This window comes from Xanthomonas sp. NCPPB 3761, assembly GCF_041475705.2.
Lineage (GTDB): Bacteria > Pseudomonadota > Gammaproteobacteria > Xanthomonadales > Xanthomonadaceae > Xanthomonas > Xanthomonas phaseoli.
In genome coordinates this window covers 288,954-306,248 of sequence record NZ_CM191262.1, presented here as the reverse complement: position 1 = coordinate 306,248, position 17,295 = coordinate 288,954, and the positions used below count along the sequence as shown (strand labels likewise).

16 protein-coding genes are annotated in these 17,295 nt (G+C 66.4%); 10 read left to right on the top strand and 6 right to left on the bottom strand.

From position 1 onward, the window contains the following. Positions 1 to 876: an EamA family transporter gene (locus ACCQ00_RS01350; protein ID WP_039574059.1), complete on the top strand. Its 876-nt coding sequence runs from the start codon at positions 1 to 3 to the stop codon at positions 874 to 876. A 96-nt stretch (positions 877 to 972) separates the two neighbouring features. Next, entirely contained in the window at positions 973 to 2,214 is a 1,242-nt protein-coding gene (xopR, locus tag ACCQ00_RS01345) for a type III secretion system effector protein XopR (RefSeq protein WP_269468890.1), read from the top strand. A 162-nt stretch (positions 2,215 to 2,376) separates the two neighbouring features. Here xopR and ACCQ00_RS01340 read toward each other — a convergent pair whose 3' ends face one another. After that, positions 2,377 to 3,702: a GTP-binding protein gene (locus ACCQ00_RS01340; RefSeq protein WP_039574051.1), complete on the bottom strand. Its 1,326-nt coding sequence runs from the start codon at positions 3,700 to 3,702 to the stop codon at positions 2,377 to 2,379. A gap of 51 nt (positions 3,703 to 3,753) precedes the next feature. On the opposite strand from ACCQ00_RS01340, the gene ACCQ00_RS01335 reads away from it, so the two are divergent. Beyond that, positions 3,754 to 4,149 (top strand): MerC family mercury resistance protein, encoded by a 396-nt coding sequence (locus ACCQ00_RS01335; RefSeq protein ID WP_099800122.1) that lies wholly within the window; start codon positions 3,754 to 3,756, stop codon positions 4,147 to 4,149. 307 nt (positions 4,150 to 4,456) lie between these two features. Here ACCQ00_RS01335 and ACCQ00_RS01330 read toward each other — a convergent pair whose 3' ends face one another. Further along, positions 4,457 to 6,175 carry an ExeM/NucH family extracellular endonuclease gene (locus tag ACCQ00_RS01330; protein WP_039574047.1) on the bottom strand — a complete coding sequence of 573 codons (1,719 nt, stop codon included), beginning with the start codon at positions 6,173 to 6,175 and terminating at the stop codon, positions 4,457 to 4,459. A 275-nt stretch (positions 6,176 to 6,450) separates the two neighbouring features. Continuing rightward, positions 6,451 to 6,969, bottom strand: coding sequence for a c-type cytochrome (locus tag ACCQ00_RS01325; protein WP_039574045.1), 519 nt, complete (start codon positions 6,967 to 6,969; stop codon positions 6,451 to 6,453). A gap of 282 nt (positions 6,970 to 7,251) precedes the next feature. On the opposite strand from ACCQ00_RS01325, the gene ACCQ00_RS01320 reads away from it, so the two are divergent. The 4 genes from ACCQ00_RS01320 (at position 7,252) to ACCQ00_RS01305 (ending at position 10,325) form a co-directional block, all read left to right on the top strand. Next, positions 7,252 to 7,896, top strand: a complete 645-nt coding sequence (locus ACCQ00_RS01320) for a hypothetical protein (RefSeq protein ID WP_017156923.1) — start codon at positions 7,252 to 7,254, stop codon at positions 7,894 to 7,896. Between the two features lie 181 nt (positions 7,897 to 8,077). Beyond that, complete coding sequence (locus ACCQ00_RS01315; RefSeq protein ID WP_017156922.1) at positions 8,078 to 8,389, top strand: DUF3649 domain-containing protein; 312 nt, start codon at positions 8,078 to 8,080, stop codon at positions 8,387 to 8,389. Further along, entirely contained in the window at positions 8,386 to 9,993 is a 1,608-nt protein-coding gene (locus tag ACCQ00_RS01310; protein WP_039574043.1) for a PepSY-associated TM helix domain-containing protein, read from the top strand. The genes ACCQ00_RS01315 and ACCQ00_RS01310 overlap by 4 nt, the downstream gene beginning before the upstream one ends. Next, entirely contained in the window at positions 9,990 to 10,325 is a 336-nt protein-coding gene (locus ACCQ00_RS01305) for a DUF3325 domain-containing protein (protein WP_039574041.1), read from the top strand. The genes ACCQ00_RS01310 and ACCQ00_RS01305 overlap by 4 nt, the downstream gene beginning before the upstream one ends. An 81-nt stretch (positions 10,326 to 10,406) precedes the next feature. Here the strand turns inward: ACCQ00_RS01305 and ACCQ00_RS01300 are convergent, their stop codons facing one another. The 3 genes from ACCQ00_RS01300 to ACCQ00_RS01290 all read right to left on the bottom strand — a co-directional run bounded on the left by ACCQ00_RS01300 (position 10,407) and on the right by ACCQ00_RS01290 (position 12,033). After that, positions 10,407 to 10,955: an RES family NAD+ phosphorylase gene (locus tag ACCQ00_RS01300; protein WP_039583791.1), complete on the bottom strand. Its 549-nt coding sequence runs from the start codon at positions 10,953 to 10,955 to the stop codon at positions 10,407 to 10,409. After that, positions 10,952 to 11,326, bottom strand: a complete 375-nt coding sequence (locus tag ACCQ00_RS01295) for a hypothetical protein (protein ID WP_017156918.1) — start codon at positions 11,324 to 11,326, stop codon at positions 10,952 to 10,954. The genes ACCQ00_RS01300 and ACCQ00_RS01295 overlap by 4 nt, the downstream gene beginning before the upstream one ends. 86 nt (positions 11,327 to 11,412) lie before the next feature. After that, positions 11,413 to 12,033, bottom strand: coding sequence for a TetR/AcrR family transcriptional regulator (locus ACCQ00_RS01290; protein ID WP_039574033.1), 621 nt, complete (start codon positions 12,031 to 12,033; stop codon positions 11,413 to 11,415). 128 nt (positions 12,034 to 12,161) lie between these two features. Between ACCQ00_RS01290 and ACCQ00_RS01285 the strand changes: the two genes are divergently transcribed. The 3 genes from ACCQ00_RS01285 (at position 12,162) to ACCQ00_RS01275 (ending at position 17,214) form a co-directional block, all read left to right on the top strand. Continuing rightward, complete coding sequence (locus ACCQ00_RS01285) at positions 12,162 to 13,325, top strand: isovaleryl-CoA dehydrogenase (protein ID WP_039574712.1); 1,164 nt, start codon at positions 12,162 to 12,164, stop codon at positions 13,323 to 13,325. A gap of 10 nt (positions 13,326 to 13,335) precedes the next feature. Then, the gene (locus ACCQ00_RS01280; RefSeq protein ID WP_039574710.1) at positions 13,336 to 14,946 is read left to right on the top strand and encodes a carboxyl transferase domain-containing protein; all 1,611 of its coding nucleotides are present in this window, start codon (positions 13,336 to 13,338) and stop codon (positions 14,944 to 14,946) included. A 240-nt stretch (positions 14,947 to 15,186) separates the two neighbouring features. Next, positions 15,187 to 17,214 (top strand): acetyl/propionyl/methylcrotonyl-CoA carboxylase subunit alpha, encoded by a 2,028-nt coding sequence (locus tag ACCQ00_RS01275; RefSeq protein ID WP_039574707.1) that lies wholly within the window; start codon positions 15,187 to 15,189, stop codon positions 17,212 to 17,214. Positions 17,215 to 17,295: the final 81 nt, after the last annotated feature.

Genomic DNA, 17,295 nt, shown 5'->3' with positions numbered 1-17,295 from the left:
ATGCATTTTCTGCTGTTTGCCGTTGTCTGCAGTGTCCTGGTGTCGGTGCTGTTGAAGCTTGCGCCACGCCACCGGATCGACGTGTTTCAGGCCATTACCTGGAACTACGCCACCGCTGCACTCCTGGCCTGGCTGGTCCTGCATCCTGCGCTGGACACGCTGCGCTCCACGACCGCGCCCTGGTTGGCATTGCTGTTGCTGGCCGTGGCGCTGCCCTCCATCTTCCTGGTGCTGGCGCGGTCGGTCGCGGTGGCCGGCATCGTGCGCACCGATGTTGCGCAACGCTTGTCGTTGGTGCTCTCGTTGGCCGCCGCCTTCACCGTTTTCGGCGAACCGGTCAATGGCTGGAAGCTGGCAGGTCTTGCGCTGGGCATGGTGGCCATCGTGTGCATCGTGCGACGCCCCCGTCAGCACGTCGCGACCGATCCACTGCCGAGCACAACCGGCCTGCCCTGGCTGATTGGCGTCTGGATGGGCTTTGCGCTCATCGACCTGCTGCTCAAGCACATCGCGCAGGCCGGGACACCATCGCTGACCTCGTTGACGTTGTGCTTTGCGCTGGCCTTCTTGCTGATGCTTGGCGTGCAGAGCGTGCGTTGGACACGTGGCGCACGCCTGAGCACGCGCAGCATGCTAGCCGGCGTGCTGTTGGGTGCGCTCAATTTCGGCAACATTCTCTGTTACGTACGTGCGCACCAGCTGCTGCCGCACAGCCCGGCGATCGTCTTTGCCAGCATGAATCTGGGTGTGGTCGTGTTGGGGGCAATGGTGGGCAAATTAGGATTTGCCGAACGCCTGGGCCTGCGCGGCTGGTTGGGGCTGGCACTGGCCGCACCGGCCATCGCGGCGATCGCCTGGGGAATCGGTCTGGGTTGACGCGGGCTTTCGGCCTGCGCGACGTCGGTTCGCCATCGGCCTTCCGCGCCGCTTGGCGGTCGCTAGCATGAGCGTGCATTCCCGCGGGAGTTTGTGATGCGCCTGACTTCGCTCTTTCGCAGCACTCATCCAGTTGCCCCGGAGCCGCTCAATCCGGCAGCCACCGATCCGAACACGTCCGCTGCGGCCACGCCTTCGTTGCACCCACTGTCTTACGCGCCCAAGGCCGGCACCGCGCAGGGGGCGGCCAAATTGCGGCAAGGCATGCTGGCATCGGCACGCAAGTCGCTGGCAACGCTACGCAAACAGTTGCCGTTGATGTGCATGACAGCGCCAGCCACAAAAACGGCGCAGAGCCAGCCTACGCAGATTGCACCTGCACCTGCACCCGCACCCGCACATCACGGTGCCAGGCGCGAAATAGGCCAACCCTCAACGCGACCGCAGGCGCGCGTCGAGGCACGATGGAAGGCGCCTACCGCAGTGCCAGCGCCGCGCAGTGGGGAACCGAGGCAGACCGCAACGCTCAGACAGCAGCCGCTGCCGACGGCACGCACTGCAGAGCGCCCCCAACGACCTCAAGACGGCCCCGGGCAACCGTGGCAACAACATCTTCCAAGTGCAGCCAGGCGCGATCAGCTACGGCAGCCGCAGCAGCCAATGCCCCCGCTGCGGCCGGCGCCGGCTGCATCCCCGAGCGCGGCGATACCGGCGCGGCCCTCGCCGTCCAGGCGGCCACGCCCGGTGCGCAACATGAATCTGGAATTGGCCGCGCTGAACGCGCAGTGCCACCGCATCAGGCAGCGTCTCTACAAAGAGCGCCGCGCCCCCGGCACGGAAGAGCGAGCGGTGTTCGAGATGCGTGCAGCCCTGATCGCCGAGCGCGACGCCGTGCGCGATCGGCAGCTCGATGGAATGTTGGCGGCGCTGGCGCCATTGGAGAAGATCGCTGCACCGAGAACCACCACTAGTCGGCTGGCCATGGTCCAGCAGGATGTGATGCAGTCCAATCGCCGTGCGTTGCTTGCGGTCCGTCGCGAGAATATCGACATGACCAAGATGGCCAGGTATCACACGCGCGCACAGCGGCGCCTGGAATCCTTGAAGGAGAGCGGTGCTGAGCCCGACAAGATCGAACGCCTGGAACGCATGATGCAGGGCTACACCAACGTGCTGGCACTGGAAGAGATCGTCAAGCGCACCGACGACCAGCTGCACCGGATGGGTGCGCCACGCTTGATGGACAGCATTCCCACGACCGCGCAGGAGCGTGCGCGAATGGAGCAGAGCGAACGTGATGCCCAACAGGAACAGTTCGAAAACGGCTATTTCTATTGAGCACTTCCTCGTTGCGCGCAAGCATGCGCGGGCGCCAGTGCCCGCTTAGGCCTCGGAGCCAGCCACGACACGGCGCGCCGTTGACCTCAAACTTGGATGTCGCCAGCGCGATGAGGCTGCCGATGGCAGCAACTCGCCTGGCAGGTAGCAGCAGTGCTGGCGTCAACGCGCCCAGTGCGGGAACGGGTCGTCCAGCAGTTGCCATTGCGCCGGCCCCTGCCGTAGTTCCTGATCGCTGAGCAGGCACGCGTCCAGCGCGGCGCGTGTACGCGGTGCATCCATGTCCACGCCGATCACCGCCAGCTCCTGGCGGCGGTCGCCCCAGAGCGGATGCCACAGCCGCTGCATCGCGGCGTATTCGTTGGCATCGCCCACCTCGTGCGGTTGCGGCAGTGGCGCGGTCCAGCACTGCGTCTGTTGCCGTTGCCAGCCGATATCGGTGTAGGGCAGCGGCGTGACGCTCGTCTGCAGCGGCTGGCCGACCGCCTGCGCATCCACACGGTGGCGCGCAGCGAACCAGAACCCGGCCGCGCTGGTCTGGGTGGCGCCGCCCACGCTGGACAACTCGCCGACCCAATCCATGCGACTGGCCAGCCAGAAGAAGCCCTTGCTGCGGATCACCTGCGGCAAGCCACTGTGCACCATGCGCGCGAAGCGCTGTGGATGGAATGGCCGGCGTGCGCGGTACACGAAGCTGCTGATGCCGTATTCCTCGGTCTCGGGCGTGTGCTGGCCGCGCAGCTCCTGCATCCAGCCCGGCGCCAGCTGCGCACGGGTGAAATCGAAACGCCCGGTGTCCAGCAGCTGCTGCAGCGGCACATCCCCGTGCGCGGCATCCACGATTGCCGCGTCGCGGTTGAGCGCACGCAGCACGGCGCGAAGGCGTTGCCGCTGCGGCGCGTCGATGCGGTCGCACTTGCTGATCACCAGCACATCGGCGAACTCCACCTGTTCGCCCAGCAACTGCACCAGCCCGCGCGTGTCGTCCGGGCCGGCCTGCTGGCCCAGTTCGGCCAATGTGGCAGCCGAGCCGAAGTCCTCCAGGAAACGGCTGCCGTCCACCACCGTCACCATGGTGTCGAGCCGGGCGATGTCCGACAGGCTGAAACCATCGGCATCGCGCACCGCGAAGGTGGCTGCCACCGGCATCGGCTCGGCAATACCGGTCGATTCAATCAGCAGATAGTCGTAGCGGCCCTGCTCGGCCAGCCGCCGCACTTCCTGCAGCAAATCGTCGCGCAGCGTGCAGCAGATGCAGCCGTTACTGAATTCCACCAGCGTCTCTTCGGTGCGCCGCAACGCCGCGCCGCCCTCGCGAACCAGCTGCGCGTCGATGTTGACCTCGCTCATATCGTTGACGATCACCGCCACCCGCAAGCCGTCGCGGTTGTGCAGGATGCGATTGAGCAAGGTGGTCTTGCCCGCACCCAGGAAGCCGGACAACACGGTGACGGGAAGGCGCGCATCGCGCTTGGGGGACAGAGACATCCTGAGAGCCTGGCGGGAGAGAGGTGTTACTCTATAACATTAATCGACCGGATGCTTCTGATGCGCGCCACCGCCTCCCTGCTGGACAGCTCGGCCATCGCCTTGTCCGGGTTGTGCCTATTGCATTGCCTGGCCCTGCCGCTGCTGGCGGCCACGCTGCCGCTGCTGGGCGCCTGGAGCCGGGCCGAGTGGGTCCACGTGGTGTTCGCCACGGCGGCGGTGCCGATGAGCGGCTACGCGCTATGGAGTACGCATCGCCGGCACGCGCTGCCGGCGCCGGTCTGGGTGCTGGCGCTGTGCGGACTGGCCGGGCTGGCGATTGGAGCGAGCGGCCTGGTCGGCGATGCGCTGGAGACAGCGGTCACGGTCGCCGGCAGCCTGCTGCTGGCCAGCACGCATCTGCTCAATCTGAGGCTGCGTCGCCGACATGGGGCGTGCGCGAACTAGCGGCCGTTCGGCGTACGGCGCCATTGCTGGAGCGGCGCCAGGCGGAAGTGAAGTTGCACACGCATCCGCCGGTCGATGCGCGCCCTGCTGGCGCTCGAACACCTCAATGCATGCCGTGCACCACGTCGGCGTCGGCGTCGGCGTGCAGCATGCTGCCGCCGTGATCACCTTCGCGTCCTCGTCCGCCGCGTCCGCTTGGCTTGACGGCGGCCTACGCAATCATCGATGAGCGGCCGGTTTGCAGCAGTACGCTCGTCCCCGATTTGCCCAGGCACGCACGCAGCCTGCACAGCCATGATCGGCAGCGCTACAGCGAAAAACCCAGCAACACCGGGTCGTGATCGGAGCTGCGCCACGGCCCGGGCAGGTTGCGCTTGAGGTAGCCGGCCGCGTCCATGACATCGGCATTGATATGCCATTCGGCCGCGCCACGCAGCTGCTTGGCCATCGCCGGGCTGAGCAAGGCATGGTCCAGCCGCCCGCTCAGGCCGTCGTACACGTAGCTGTAGGGCTGCTTCACGCCGGCCACGGCAAACGCGTCCTGCCAGCCGCTGGCGCGCAGGCTGCGCATCGGCATTTCCATCGCATAGGCATTGAAGTCGCCCAGCAGCACGGCGAGCTTGGTCTGCGCCCCAGTGGGGTCGGTCTGCAGCCACTGGTGCAACCGCTTGGCCGATTCGGTACGGGTGGCATTCCAGCAGGCCTGGCCGTCCTGCTGATCGGCGTCGGCACCGCTGGCGTTGCCGCAGCCCTTGGACTTGAAGTGATTGGCGACCACCACGAAGGTGGCGCCGCGCGCACTGCGGAACGCCTGTGCCAGCGGCACGCGACTGTGGTTCTCGAACGGCCCGCCGGTCAGCGTGGCCGGCTTGCCGACCGGGGTGACCTGCGAGCTGCGATAGAGGATGCCGACCCGGATCGCATCCTCGCCCGGGCCGCTGCCGGTATCGACGAACTGCCAATCCTTGTCCTTGCCGGCGGCGTTGAGCGCGGCCACCAGTTGCGAGACGGCCGCATCGGCGCCGTTGCCGTCGTTTTCCACTTCCATCAGCGCAGCCACGTCGGCGCCCAGGGGCACGATGGTGGCGACCAGCTTGGCCAGCTGCGCCTGGAACTGTTCGTGCGTGCGTGCGCCACGCTTGGTCGGGAAGCCACCGCCACGGCCATTGCCGTTGAAGAAATTCTCCAGGTTGAACGAGGCAATACGCAGATCGCCGCCCACCTGCGGTGCAACGGCTGTGGGCATCGCCGGCAAGGTCAGCGGGCTCAGCACCTGGATGCGGTAGTTGCCGTCGTAGCGTTGATCGACGATGCCATCGACCGATTTGAGCAAGCTGCCGCTGCGCAACACCGGATCGGCCGGCAGATACGACACCGTCTTCGGGCTGCGGCCGTTGCGCGCATCGTCCAGCAACACGCGACGGCGTGCGTTATCGGCCTGCACCTGCGCGAACGCCGGCGTGCCGGCAGCGGCGACCTCGCTCGGCTGCCACAGACGTCCGCCGAACGCGGCGACCAGCTCGCCATAGGTGTCCAGGCGGTCGCTGCCATTGAGCGTGAGCGAGGCGATACGCACGTGTTCGCCTTCCAGCGCTTCCCAGTTGGCCGGCGGGCCGCTGAGCATGCGCACCGGCACCGGCTGGCCGCTGGCAAGCCGCTCGATGCTGCTGGCGTCCACGCTGGTCAGGCTCGCCTCGCCACCTGCCGAGACCTCGCGCACGGTGCCGACGATGCGCACGCGGTCGCCCACCGCCAGCTCGGCATTGCCGGCCCCGGTAACGAACAGGCCATGCGAGCGCCGCGGTTCGAACCCGGGCTGCTGCACGAACAGGCCGGCCAGCCCCACGCGCGTATCGGCGGTGACGATGCCTTCCACCTCCACCACGCGGCCGTCGTACGGGCTGCGGCTGTCTTCGCCCTGCACGTCGGCAATCGAGAGCCGCTGCGCGGCACCATCGGCAGCGCTGCACAGCAACGGGGCCAACAGACCAATCAAACCGAGCACAACCAGCGGGCGAGGCGACATCGAACGACTCCGATGAGTGGATCAAACGCAAACGCCGCCCGGAAGGCGGCGCGTGATAACGAAAAAGCGCGGAAACAGGCTAGCAAACCAGGGGGAATGACCGCCAGGCACGTGCGCTGCGCAACCGCGATGCGGCTAACGCGTGCACTGATGCGGTGCTGCAGCGCCTAGGTCACGTCTGCGGGCGACGCGTTGGATCGGGTACGCCACGCAGCCAATGCGCGGTACCAGGCGGGAAATCGCAACCCCATCCTCCCCCGCCAACCTGCCAAGCCCTACTTGAGGTTGCCCAGCATCCAGTCGACGGTGGCGCGTACCTGCTCTTCGGTCAGCGCCGGGTTGCCGCCCTTGGGAGGCATGATGCCGCCATCCGGACCGGTGTAGCCCTCGATCGCGTGCTTGTACAAGGCGTCCTTGCCCTGTGCGATGCGTGCATCCCAATGCGAATGGTCCAGCGTGGGCGCCTTGCCGACACCGGTGGTGTGGCAGGCGGTGCACAGGTTGTTGAAGATGGTCTTGCCGTCGGTCGTACCGCCGTAAGCGGACTGCGAGGCGGCCTTGGCCAGCGCTGCGGCCTGGGCTGCGGCCTGCGCGGACGCGCCAGTGGCACCGGCATAGACCGCGCCGGCAGGCGCAATGCGTTGCAGCACGCGTTTTGCGGCAGTGGGCGAGACTTCGTCGGGGATAGCGCGTTGCAAATACGCTGCCAGGGCGATCAGGCCCAGGGTGATCACCACGAGTAAACCGATCACCATCGAGAATTTTTTCAGGAACTCGAGGTCGTAATTCCGCACGCGCTCACCCCTGGCTGTTGGTCGAAGACCTCTGCTAGCGCCGCAGTATAGAGCACACTTTGCGCCAGTCTGACCAGCCTGCATGACAGTTTTCGCAGCGATGGGCGCTGCGTGCCCGGTGGGTGGATGCTTCTGTGCGTGGGCACGCTCGCCTCGGCGGGTCAATTGCCGCAGCGCCGCATACCGCGCATTGGTCTGCGTTGTGGGAATTGCGTATCATTCCCAACAACCACGGTGGCGCGGTTCTCGCCTCGCCGGTCCCGTCCTTGAGGAGTCGTCGCGATGAAATCCTTCCTGCTGTCCTGCCTGGCCTTGGCCAGCATCAGCCTGTCTGCCCAGGCCCACGAAATCTGGATCGAGCGCGACGGCAGCGGCCCGGTGCGCATCTTCTTCGGTGAGCCGGCGCAGGACGCGCTGGACCACGGCGAAGACGAGATCAAGCGCGTCGTCAAACCAAGCGTATTCGGCACTACCGGCAAGGCCGGTCCACTGCAGCGCGGGACCGAGTTCCTGACCGCGCCGCTGGCCGGCAGCGGCGATGCGTGGTTGAGCGACGACAGCGTGTTCGAGCCATGGAAGGGCGAAGCCGGCGGTTTCGAGACGGTGAGCTATTACGCACGCGCCGGCCGTACCACAGCGGCTGCAAAGCTCGATTTCGAACTGGTCCCCACCGCTGCCAACAGCAATACGCTGACCGTGCTGTATCGCAATAAGCCACTGCCCAAGGTGGACGTGACGGTGATCGACCCGCAGAAATGGCAGAAGACGCTGACCTCCGATGCCAAGGGCCAGGTGACGCTGCCCACGCTGCGGGCGGGCCGCCACATCCTGGTGGCCACCAACAAGGAACCGGTGAAGCGCGAGATCGCCGGCAAGCAGGTATCGATGGTGCATCACATCAGCACGCTGACGTTCCTGGCCGAGTAAGCATGGTCGGCACAGCTCCCGTGCACGCATGGAACAGGCGTCGCTGCTGCGCCGCGGCGACTCCTGGCTTGCGCGTCCTACGGCATAAGCGGGAACCACTTGCGGTTGCCGGCCCACCCGGCCTGGCGACGTGGCGCTGCGCTGTGGCGCTTGCTCCACGTCCATTGCGCGCGGTGGCGTGATGTCCAGCGCATCGCCCCTGCCGCTTGGCTGGTTCAGGCGCCCCTGGCTGGGCGTGCTTGCGCGCACGCTGGCAGCCATCTTCGGTGGCTACGCGCTGGCCAGCGCCACCAATCTGTCGCTGGCGCTGGTGTTGCCGATGCCCCGCAGCGAAGCGGTATTGACCAGCATGCTGATCGGGATCGTGGTGTGCGCGTGTGCGCCGTTGTGGGCCTTCGCCACCGCCAGCGTGTGGCGTGCCTGGGCCGGCATCGCGGTGCCGGCGGCGCTGCTGTTTGCGCTGGCCGCGTGGCTGCAACGGAGCGCGGCATGAAGCAGGGTTTTCGCCAATCGATGGCGTGGCTCCACACCTGGACCGGGCTACTGGTCGGCTGGGTCTTGCTGCTGATCTTCATGGGTGGCACGGCCAGTTATTACCGCGACGAAATCAGCCGCTGGATGCGCCCGGAACTGCCCGCCACTACCGTGAGCACCGCCACCGCACTGCGCAGCGCCGAGCAGTATCTGCAGACACACGCAGCCGATGCGGTGAGCTGGAACATCACCTTGCCGGATCCGCGCACTCCGGTGGTGAGCATGTACTGGCAGAATCCCGCGCCCGCCGACGGCAAACCGGCAGAGCGCCGGCAACTGTACGGCACCGCCATCATCGACCCGGCCACCGGCAAGGACATCGCTGCACGCGACACGCTGGGCGGCGAATTCTTCTACCGGCTGCATTTCGACCTGCACTACGTGCCGGTGATGTGGGCGCGCTACATCGTGGGGTTCTGCGCGATGTTCATGCTGGTGGCGATCATCAGCGGGGTGATCACGCACAAGAAAATCTTCAAGGACTTCTTTACCTTCCACCCGGGCAAGGGGCTGCGGTCGTGGCTGGATTTCCACAACGTCAGCGCGGTGACCGCGTTGCCGTACCACGCGATGATTACCTATACCGGCATCGTGACCTTGATGTTCATGTACCTGCCGTGGGGCATCAAGGCGCGCTATGCAGGCGATGAGATGCGCTTCTACGACGAGGCGGCCAATCGTGTGGCCGATACGCGCAAGGCCGCGGGCATACCGGCGCGCATGCTGCCGCTGGAGCAGTTCGTGGCACGTGCGCGCAGCGACTGGCGTGGTGGCGAGGCAGGCAACGTGGCGGTGTCGCTGCCCAACGATGCGCATGCTGCCGTCGGGGTGAGCCAATTGGCCGACAACCTGTCCACCGACGTGCCCTCCATCCTGTTCGATGCAGTGAGTGGCGAGCGCCTGCAACGCAGCGGGCCGCCGGGCGGTGCCAGCCAGACGCGTGGGGTGATGGTGGGTCTGCATCTGGCCCATTTCGCCGGTCCATGGCTGCGCGCGCTGTTTTTCGGCTCCGGCCTGCTGGGCTGCCTGATGGTGGCCAGCGGGGTGGTGATGTGGGCGGTGAAAGAACGCCCCAAGCATTTGAAAGCCGGGCGCATCGGCTTCGGCCTGCGCCTGGTGGACGCACTCAATATCGGCACCGTGGCCGGTTTGCCGATCGCCTTCGCCAGTTTCTTCTGGGCCAACCGCGTGTTGCCGGTGAACCTGGATGCGCGCGCAGCGATGGAGGCCAATGTGTTTTTTGCTGCGTGGGCCACGGCATTGCTGGCGGCATTCGCGTGGCCACGGCGTGGGATGTGGAGCTGGCAGTTGTATCTGGGCGCGGCGTTGTTCGCGCTGGTGCCGGTGCTCAACGCACTCACCACCGATGTGCACCTGGGCGTGACGCTGCCGGCCGGGCAATGGGCACTGGCTGGTGTGGATCTGGTGTGCCTGTTCCTGGGCCTGTGCCTGGGCATCGCCGGCTTTCGCTTGCAGCGTTGGAAAGCGCCGCAGCCGGCTTCGGCGCGACGCGCGCGCGCTGTTGCCGCAACGCCGACCGCGCCGCTCCAGGAAGGCGCATGAGCGTGCTGCTGTTGCTGGCGTTGAATTTTTCCGGCTTTGCTGCGCTGTGCCTGGCGATGGACAAGCATCAGCAGCAGTTGCGCGGCCGCCTGCTGGGCACCACACGGTCGCGCCAGTTGCGTGTGGTGGGGTGGTTGCTGCTGTGTCTCACCTTCGCGTTGGCGGTGCATGCGCAGGGTTGGGGCATCGGCGCAGTGCTATGGCTGGGCACGTTGACCGCCAGTGCGGCGGTGTTGTCGCTGTGGCTGCTGCCGTATCGGCGCGGCGCGATCGTGCCGGCCGCAGTGGCCGCACCGGTGCTGGCGGGTGTGGTGCAGGTGCTGCTTGGTTGAAGGTGGGGCGCAGCTGTCAGATGCCTGCTGCGTGCGTTTGCATGCCGACCCGGCGGCAACGACCAGCATAAGGAACACGCGTCATCGTTCGACCGGATCGCCGAGCTCAACGGTCGGCGGATCACCCCAGCTGCGGCCATCGCGCGGCAGGCGGCCATCGTCAAGCACCTGCAGCACGCGCTCGGGCTGCAGCATGTCCAGAAACAGCACCACGTTGACGCCTGCCGGCCGCGCCATGCTGGGGAAGATCACGCCAGGAATCTCTGCTTCGCGCAGCAGGTCGCCGAGCACCCAGCTCACCGGTTCGATCTTGTTGACCAGCGCCTTGCGCCAGTCGTCGGCCCAGTCGGCCCACACCGCATCCCAGCTGGCATCGAGCAAACGCAGATCGGCCAATGCCGGAAGATCGGCGGCGTAACTGACCAGCGTCAACGGTGGCAGGAACGGGGCGGCATGGGCATATTCGGCCGCGGTGGTTTCCAGTTGCAGCGACAGATAGAGCGCCGGCTGGCCGAAGCGATTGAAACGCCCACCCGAGCGCGCCGCACCGGCACCGCTCAGCGGTTCGGCGGCCCAGCGCGGGGTAAAGGCGCGATAGAGCGTGCAGTGCGCCGGGGCGCTCAGCTTCAACCGGCCGCCCCTGCGGCGACCGTGCGCAGATAGGTCAGCGCATCGTCGGTGCGCCCCTGCTTGACCACTTCCAGCAAGGTGGCGAACTCGAACGCCGGAATCGGCGTGTTCTTGAGGTGGAACACCACCTGGCGCTCGTCCGGTTGCACCTGCGCCATCGCCACCAGCAGCCGCGACAAATTGCGCAGCAAGTCCTGCACGCGCGGGCTTTCCGGGTGCACGCGCAGGCTGTTGCGATGCACGCCGGCCAGCTCGGCCAGTTCCTGTTGCGAAAGATCCAGCAGGCCGGCCATGGCCGACGGCGACAAGATGGTCCGGTCCGGCACGCGCAGGCGTTCGGTCAAGGCCAGGGGATTGAGAACGGCGACCATCGCACGGCTCCGGCAGGGTAGGTGCACAGTATATGCACAGTCAGCTGTATCTGGGAGGCACATCTCCGTGCGTGGTCAGTGCACTGTCAGCTGCCCGCTTGCGCTGCCCCTACCGCACGCAGACAGAAGCTGCAGATCGCTTCGACCAGTTGCTCGCCCTGGTGCGGATCGCCACGGCTGGGGGCGATCGGCCCCACCAAGGCCTCGGTGAACGCGCCGACGATGCAGGCAGCCGCGGCGTCCAGCGACTGCTGCGGAAACTCCCCGGCCGCCACGCCTTCGGCAAGCAGCTGGCGAAACACCTCACCGAACTGGCGGCGGCCGCGGATGCGCTCGGCGTCGACCTCGCTTTCCACCGGCTCGGCGATGAAGGCGTATGCCAGCGCCGGGCCGGCCAGCGCCCGCCGCACGAAGGTAGCGATTGCGCTACGCAGACGTTCGGCTGCGCTGGCCTGGGTGGCCGCAATGGCACGCAGGATGGCCATCTCGCGCTGTACTGCCTCGTTTAAAACTTCTACGAAAAGTTCGGCTTTCGATGGGAAATGTCGATAAATCTGCCCGGTCGAGACGCCCGCGGCCGCTGCCACCGCGGTGACCGGTGCATTGCGGTAGCCGCCTTCGGCGATCAGGACGCGGGCCGCGTGCAGGATGCGCTCGCGGTTGCCGGCCAGGCGTTCTTCCATCAGGGCGGAGCGTCGGTAAGCCATGGTGTGATTCTGGGTTCAATAGTTGAATTTTAGTTCACTTTTTTGTCGCGGACCGCTAGTCTGGCCGCATCCGCCGCGCGGCCCGCCCGCTCCCACCCGGCACATCCCGATCCCTGTGGAGTTGTTGCATGCATGTGCCGTCCTTGAACTTCGAGCTTGGCGAAGAGATCGACCTGCTGCGCGAAAGCGTGGCCGCCTTCGCCAGCCACCATATCGCTCCGCTGGCCGCGGCAGCCGACCACGATAACGTGTTCCCCGGCCAGCTCTGGCGCCTGCTCGGCGAGCAAGGCCTGCTCGGCCTGACCGTCGAAGAAGAATACGGCGGAAGCGGCATGGGCTATCTGGCGCACGTGGTGGCGATGGAAGAGATTTCGCGTGCTGGCGGCGCGATCGGGCTGTCGTATGGCGCACACTCCAATCTGTGCCTGAACCAGCTACGTAAGAACGCCAGCCACGAGCAGAAGCAACGCTACCTGCCCAAGCTGTGCAGTGGCGAGCATGTGGGCGCGCTGGCGATGAGCGAAGCCGGCTCCGGTTCGGACGTGGTGTCGATGAAGCTGCGCGCCGATGCGCGCGGCGACCGCTTTGTGCTCAACGGCAGCAAGATGTGGATCACCAACGGCCCGGATGCCGACGTGCTGGTGGTGTACGCCAAGACCGACCCGGACGCCGGCGCGCGCGGCATCACCGCCTTCATCGTCGAGAAGGGCATGCCGGGCTTTTCCACCGCACAGAAGCTGGACAAGCTGGGCATGCGCGGCTCCAACACCTGCGAGCTGGTATTCACCGATTGCGAAGTGCCGGCGGAAAACGTGCTCGGCACGCTCAACGGCGGCGTGCGTGTACTGATGTCCGGGCTGGATTTCGAACGCGTGGTGCTGGCCGGCGGGCCACTGGGGCTGATGGCCGCAGCCATGGACGTGGTGTTGCCGTACGTGCACGAGCGCAAGCAGTTCGGCGAGCCGATCGGCACCTTCCAGTTGATGCAGGCCAAGCTGGCCGACATGTACGTGGGGCTCAACGCCTGCCGCGCGTATGTCTATGCGGTGGCACGCGCCTGCGATGCCGGGCGCACCACCCGCCAGGATGCAGCCGGCGCCATCCTTTACGCCGCCGAGAAGGCAACCTGGCTGACCGGCCAGGCCATCCAGGTGCTGGGCGGCAACGGCTACATCAACGAATACCCCACCGGACGCCTGTGGCGCGATGCCAAGTTGTACGAGATTGGCGCGGGCACCTCGGAAATCCGGCGCATGCTGATCGGCCGCGAGTTGTTCGAACGCACCGCCTGACGGAGCCACCATGAGCGTGATCGATAGCCAGCTGCAGGTCAGCGGCGAGAATTTTCAACACAACGCTGCGGCGATGCGCGCGGTGATCGACGACCTGCGCCGCACCCTCGCCCAGACCGCCCGTGGCGGCAGCGACACCGCACGCGCCAAACACACCGCACGCGGCAAGCTGCTGGTGCGCGAGCGCATCGATGCCTTGCTCGATCCGGGCAGCCCATTGCTGGAAATCGCTCCCCTGGCCGCGCATGGCATGTACGACGACCAGGTTCCGTGCGCGGGCGTCGTGGCCGGTATCGGCCGCGTGTCCGGCGTGGAATGCGTGATCGTGGCCAACGATGCCACCGTCAAGGGCGGCACCTATTACCCGATGACGGTGAAGAAGCATCTGCGTGCGCAGGAGATCGCGCAGCAAAACCGGCTGCCGTGCATCTATCTGGTCGATTCGGGCGGTGCATTCCTGCCGTTGCAGGACGAAGTGTTTCCCGACCGCGACCACTTCGGACGCATCTTCTACAACCAGGCCAACCTGTCGGCCAACGGCATTCCGCAGATTGCGTGCGTGATGGGCTCGTGCACCGCCGGCGGCGCCTATGTGCCGGCAATGAGCGATGAAACGGTGATCGTGCGCGAGCAAGGCACCATCTTCCTGGGTGGCCCGCCGCTGGTAAAGGCCGCCACCGGCGAAGTAGTCAGTGCTGAAGACCTGGGCGGCGCCGATGTGCATACGCGCATTTCCGGCGTGGCCGATCACTTTGCCGACAACGATCTGCAGGCGCTGGCGCGCGTGCGCACCATCATCGCCCAGCTCAACTGGCGCAAACCTGCCGCAGCGCTGGCGCTGCAGGCACCGTTGCCACCACGCTATGCCGCCGACGAACTGTATGGCGTGATTCCTGCCGACACGCGCAAGCCGTTCGATGTGCGCGAAGTGATTGCGCGCATCGTCGACGATTCGCGCCTGGACGAATTCAAACCGCGCTATGGCAGTACGCTGGTGACGGGGTTTGCGCATCTGCATGGCTACCCGGTCGGCATCATTGCCAACAACGGCATCCTGTTTTCCGAGTCCGCGCTCAAGGGCGCGCACTTCATCGAGCTGTGCACGCAGCGCGGCATTCCGCTGGTATTCCTGCAGAACATCACCGGCTTCATGGTCGGACGCAAGTATGAGCATGGCGGCATCGCCAAGGACGGCGCCAAGCTGGTGATGGCGGTGGCCTGCGCCAAGGTGCCCAAGTTCACCGTGGTGATCGGCGGCTCGTTCGGTGCGGGCAACTACGGCATGTGCGGGCGTGCCTATTCGCCGAACTTCTTGTGGATGTGGCCAAACGCCCGCATCGGCGTGATGGGCGGCGAACAGGCGGCCAGCGTGTTGGCCACCGTGCGTCGCGACGGCATCGAAGCCAAGGGTGGCGCGTGGTCGGGCGAAGACGAGGATGCGTTCAAGGCGCCGATCCTCGCGCAGTTCGAGCAGCAGGGACATCCGTATTACGCCAGTGCACGGCTCTGGGACGATGGCATCATCGACCCGGCCGATACGCGCCGCGTGCTGGGCCTGGGATTGTCGGCAGCCTTGAATGCGCCGATCGAACCCACGCGCTTTGGTGTGTTTCGCATGTGAGTACAGGGGGCACCGCCGCCGCACTTGTGCGTGCTGCGGCGCCCGCTGCCGGTGTGCAGGCTGTGGCGTGAGGTTGGGATATGCGGGCCGGCAATCGTGGAGGTTCGCGCAGTTGGCTTGCAGCGACACCATGCCGTGTAACAGGCAACCTGCTCGCGCTCGATGTCCAGATGCAAACAGACAAGCCGTTTATCTTCGTAAGACGACCCGCCGCTACGGCGACGTGCAGAGACTGATCCGATGACCCAGCGCGACCCTATCGCCGCAGCAACGCAAGCGCCCTTCGACAAGATCCTGATCGCCAATCGCGGCGAGATCGCCTGCCGGGTCATCGCCACCTGCCGCACGCTGGGCATTGCAACGGTGGCGGTGTACTCGGATGCAGACCGCAATGCACGGCATGTGCGCCTGGCGGACGAGGCGGTGCATATCGGCGCCGCCCCCGCGCAGCAGAGTTATCTGCGTGGCGAAGCGATTCTGCAAGCGGCACGCGCCACCGGTGCGCAGGCGATCCATCCTGGATATGGCTTCCTGTCGGAAAACGCGGCATTTGCCGAGGCATGTGCGCACGCTGGCATCGTCTTCATCGGCCCGCCGGCAGCGGCGATTCGCGCGATGGGCGACAAGAGTGCGGCCAAGGCACTGATGCAGCGGGCCGGCGTGCCGCTGACGCCGGGTTACCACGGCGACGAACAAGTACCGGCATTTCTGCGTGCGCAGGCCGATGCCATCGGCTACCCGGTGTTGATCAAGGCCAGTGCGGGCGGTGGCGGCAAGGGCATGCGCCGCGTGGATGCCAGCGCCGCCTTCGAAGACGCGTTGGCCAGCTGCCAGCGCGAAGCGCAGTCGGCATTCGGCAATGCACACGTGCTGGTGGAAAAATATGTCCAGCGGCCGCGGCATATCGAAATCCAGGTGTTCGGCGATACGCATGGCGAGGTGGTGTACCTGTTCGAACGCGACTGCTCGGTGCAGCGCCGCCACCAGAAGGTGCTGGAAGAAGCGCCTGCGCCCGGCATGAGCGAAGCCAGGCGCGCAGCGATGGGCAAGGCAGCGGTGGATGCGGCGCAGGCAGTGGGCTATGTCGGTGCCGGCACGGTGGAATTCATCGCCGGGCCGGACGGCGATTTCTATTTCATGGAAATGAACACCCGGCTGCAGGTGGAGCACCCGGTGACCGAGTTGATCACCGGCACCGATCTGGTCGAATGGCAATTGCGGGTTGCCGCTGGCGCGCGCTTGCCGCGCAGGCAGCACGAGTTGCGCATTCACGGGCATGCGCTGGAGGCACGCCTGTACGCCGAAGATGCCGAGCGCGGTTTTCTACCGTCCACCGGCACGCTGCGTCAGTTGCGGATGCCTGCTGCCAGCGCGCATGTGCGCATCGATGCGGGCGTGGAGCAAGGCGACACCATCAGCCCTTACTACGACCCGATGATCGCCAAGCTGATCGTCTGGGATACCGACCGCCCGGCTGCATTGGCACGCATGCGCGCGGCGTTGTCGCAATTCCACGCGGTAGGTGTCACCACCAACAGTGCATTCCTGTCGCGCCTGATCGCGACCGATTCGTTCGCGTCGGCCAATCTGGATACCGCGTTGATCGAGCGCGAACACGCCGTGCTGTTTCCGGAGGCGCGTAGCCCCGACACCGCCTGGTGGTGCCTGGCAGCGGTGTTGATGGCCGATGCAGTGCCGGCAGTGGCCGTTGATCCGGCCGATCCGCATTCGCCGTGGCAGCACACCGATGGTTGGCGCATCGGTGCGCATGCGGCGCAGCGCATCGTGCTGGAAGCGAACGGCGAGCGCCGCCAACTCGCGGTGCGTCCGGATGCCGATGGCTGGCAGGTCGGCAATGCAGACCAGACACATGCCTTGCGCTACCACCGGCATGAGACGGGCGTGCGGGTGGAGATGGACGGCCGGCAATGGCGTGCACAGGTGCTGCGCGACGGTGCCACGCTGACCCTGATCGGGGCCACGCAGCGGGCCGTCTTCCGTCACCACGATGCACTGGCAGAAGCCGACCAGCCTACCCAGGACGCCGGCGGCCTCACCGCACCGATGCCCGGGCGCATCGTGTCCCTGCCCGCAGCAGTGGGCCAGCCGGTCGCCCGAGGGCAGGCGCTGGTGGTGCTGGAAGCGATGAAGATGGAGCACACCCTGCACGCGCCCAGCGATGGCACCGTGCAGGCGTATCTGGTGGCCGAAGGCGATCTGGTGGACGACGGTGCGGCGCTGGTGGAATTTGTGTCCGCGTCTGCGTAGCGGCGCATGGCAGGGTGACCAACGGCACGTTCGCCTGCGCGCACGCTGCCGCTAGCGTGGCACATCGGCCGGCTTGGCCGC

Excerpts from the sequence above, each read along its gene's own strand:
- ACCQ00_RS01350 (WP_039574059.1), top strand. The coding sequence starts at position 1 with ATGCATTTTCTGCTGTTTGCCGTTGTCTGCAGTGTCCTGGTGTCGGTG.
- xopR (WP_269468890.1), top strand. The coding sequence starts at position 973 with ATGCGCCTGACTTCGCTCTTTCGCAGCACTCATCCAGTTGCCCCGGAG.
- ACCQ00_RS01340 (WP_039574051.1), bottom strand. The coding sequence starts at position 3,702 with ATGTCTCTGTCCCCCAAGCGCGATGCGCGCCTTCCCGTCACCGTGTTG.
- ACCQ00_RS01335 (WP_099800122.1), top strand. The coding sequence starts at position 3,754 with ATGCTTCTGATGCGCGCCACCGCCTCCCTGCTGGACAGCTCGGCCATC.
- ACCQ00_RS01330 (WP_039574047.1), bottom strand. The coding sequence starts at position 6,175 with ATGTCGCCTCGCCCGCTGGTTGTGCTCGGTTTGATTGGTCTGTTGGCC.
- ACCQ00_RS01320 (WP_017156923.1), top strand. The coding sequence starts at position 7,252 with ATGAAATCCTTCCTGCTGTCCTGCCTGGCCTTGGCCAGCATCAGCCTG.
- ACCQ00_RS01315 (WP_017156922.1), top strand. The coding sequence starts at position 8,078 with ATGTCCAGCGCATCGCCCCTGCCGCTTGGCTGGTTCAGGCGCCCCTGG.
- ACCQ00_RS01310 (WP_039574043.1), top strand. The coding sequence starts at position 8,386 with ATGAAGCAGGGTTTTCGCCAATCGATGGCGTGGCTCCACACCTGGACC.
- ACCQ00_RS01305 (WP_039574041.1), top strand. The coding sequence starts at position 9,990 with ATGAGCGTGCTGCTGTTGCTGGCGTTGAATTTTTCCGGCTTTGCTGCG.
- ACCQ00_RS01295 (WP_017156918.1), bottom strand. The coding sequence starts at position 11,326 with ATGGTCGCCGTTCTCAATCCCCTGGCCTTGACCGAACGCCTGCGCGTG.
- ACCQ00_RS01290 (WP_039574033.1), bottom strand. The coding sequence starts at position 12,033 with ATGGCTTACCGACGCTCCGCCCTGATGGAAGAACGCCTGGCCGGCAAC.
- ACCQ00_RS01285 (WP_039574712.1), top strand. The coding sequence starts at position 12,162 with ATGCATGTGCCGTCCTTGAACTTCGAGCTTGGCGAAGAGATCGACCTG.
- ACCQ00_RS01280 (WP_039574710.1), top strand. The coding sequence starts at position 13,336 with ATGAGCGTGATCGATAGCCAGCTGCAGGTCAGCGGCGAGAATTTTCAA.
- ACCQ00_RS01275 (WP_039574707.1), top strand. The coding sequence starts at position 15,187 with ATGACCCAGCGCGACCCTATCGCCGCAGCAACGCAAGCGCCCTTCGAC.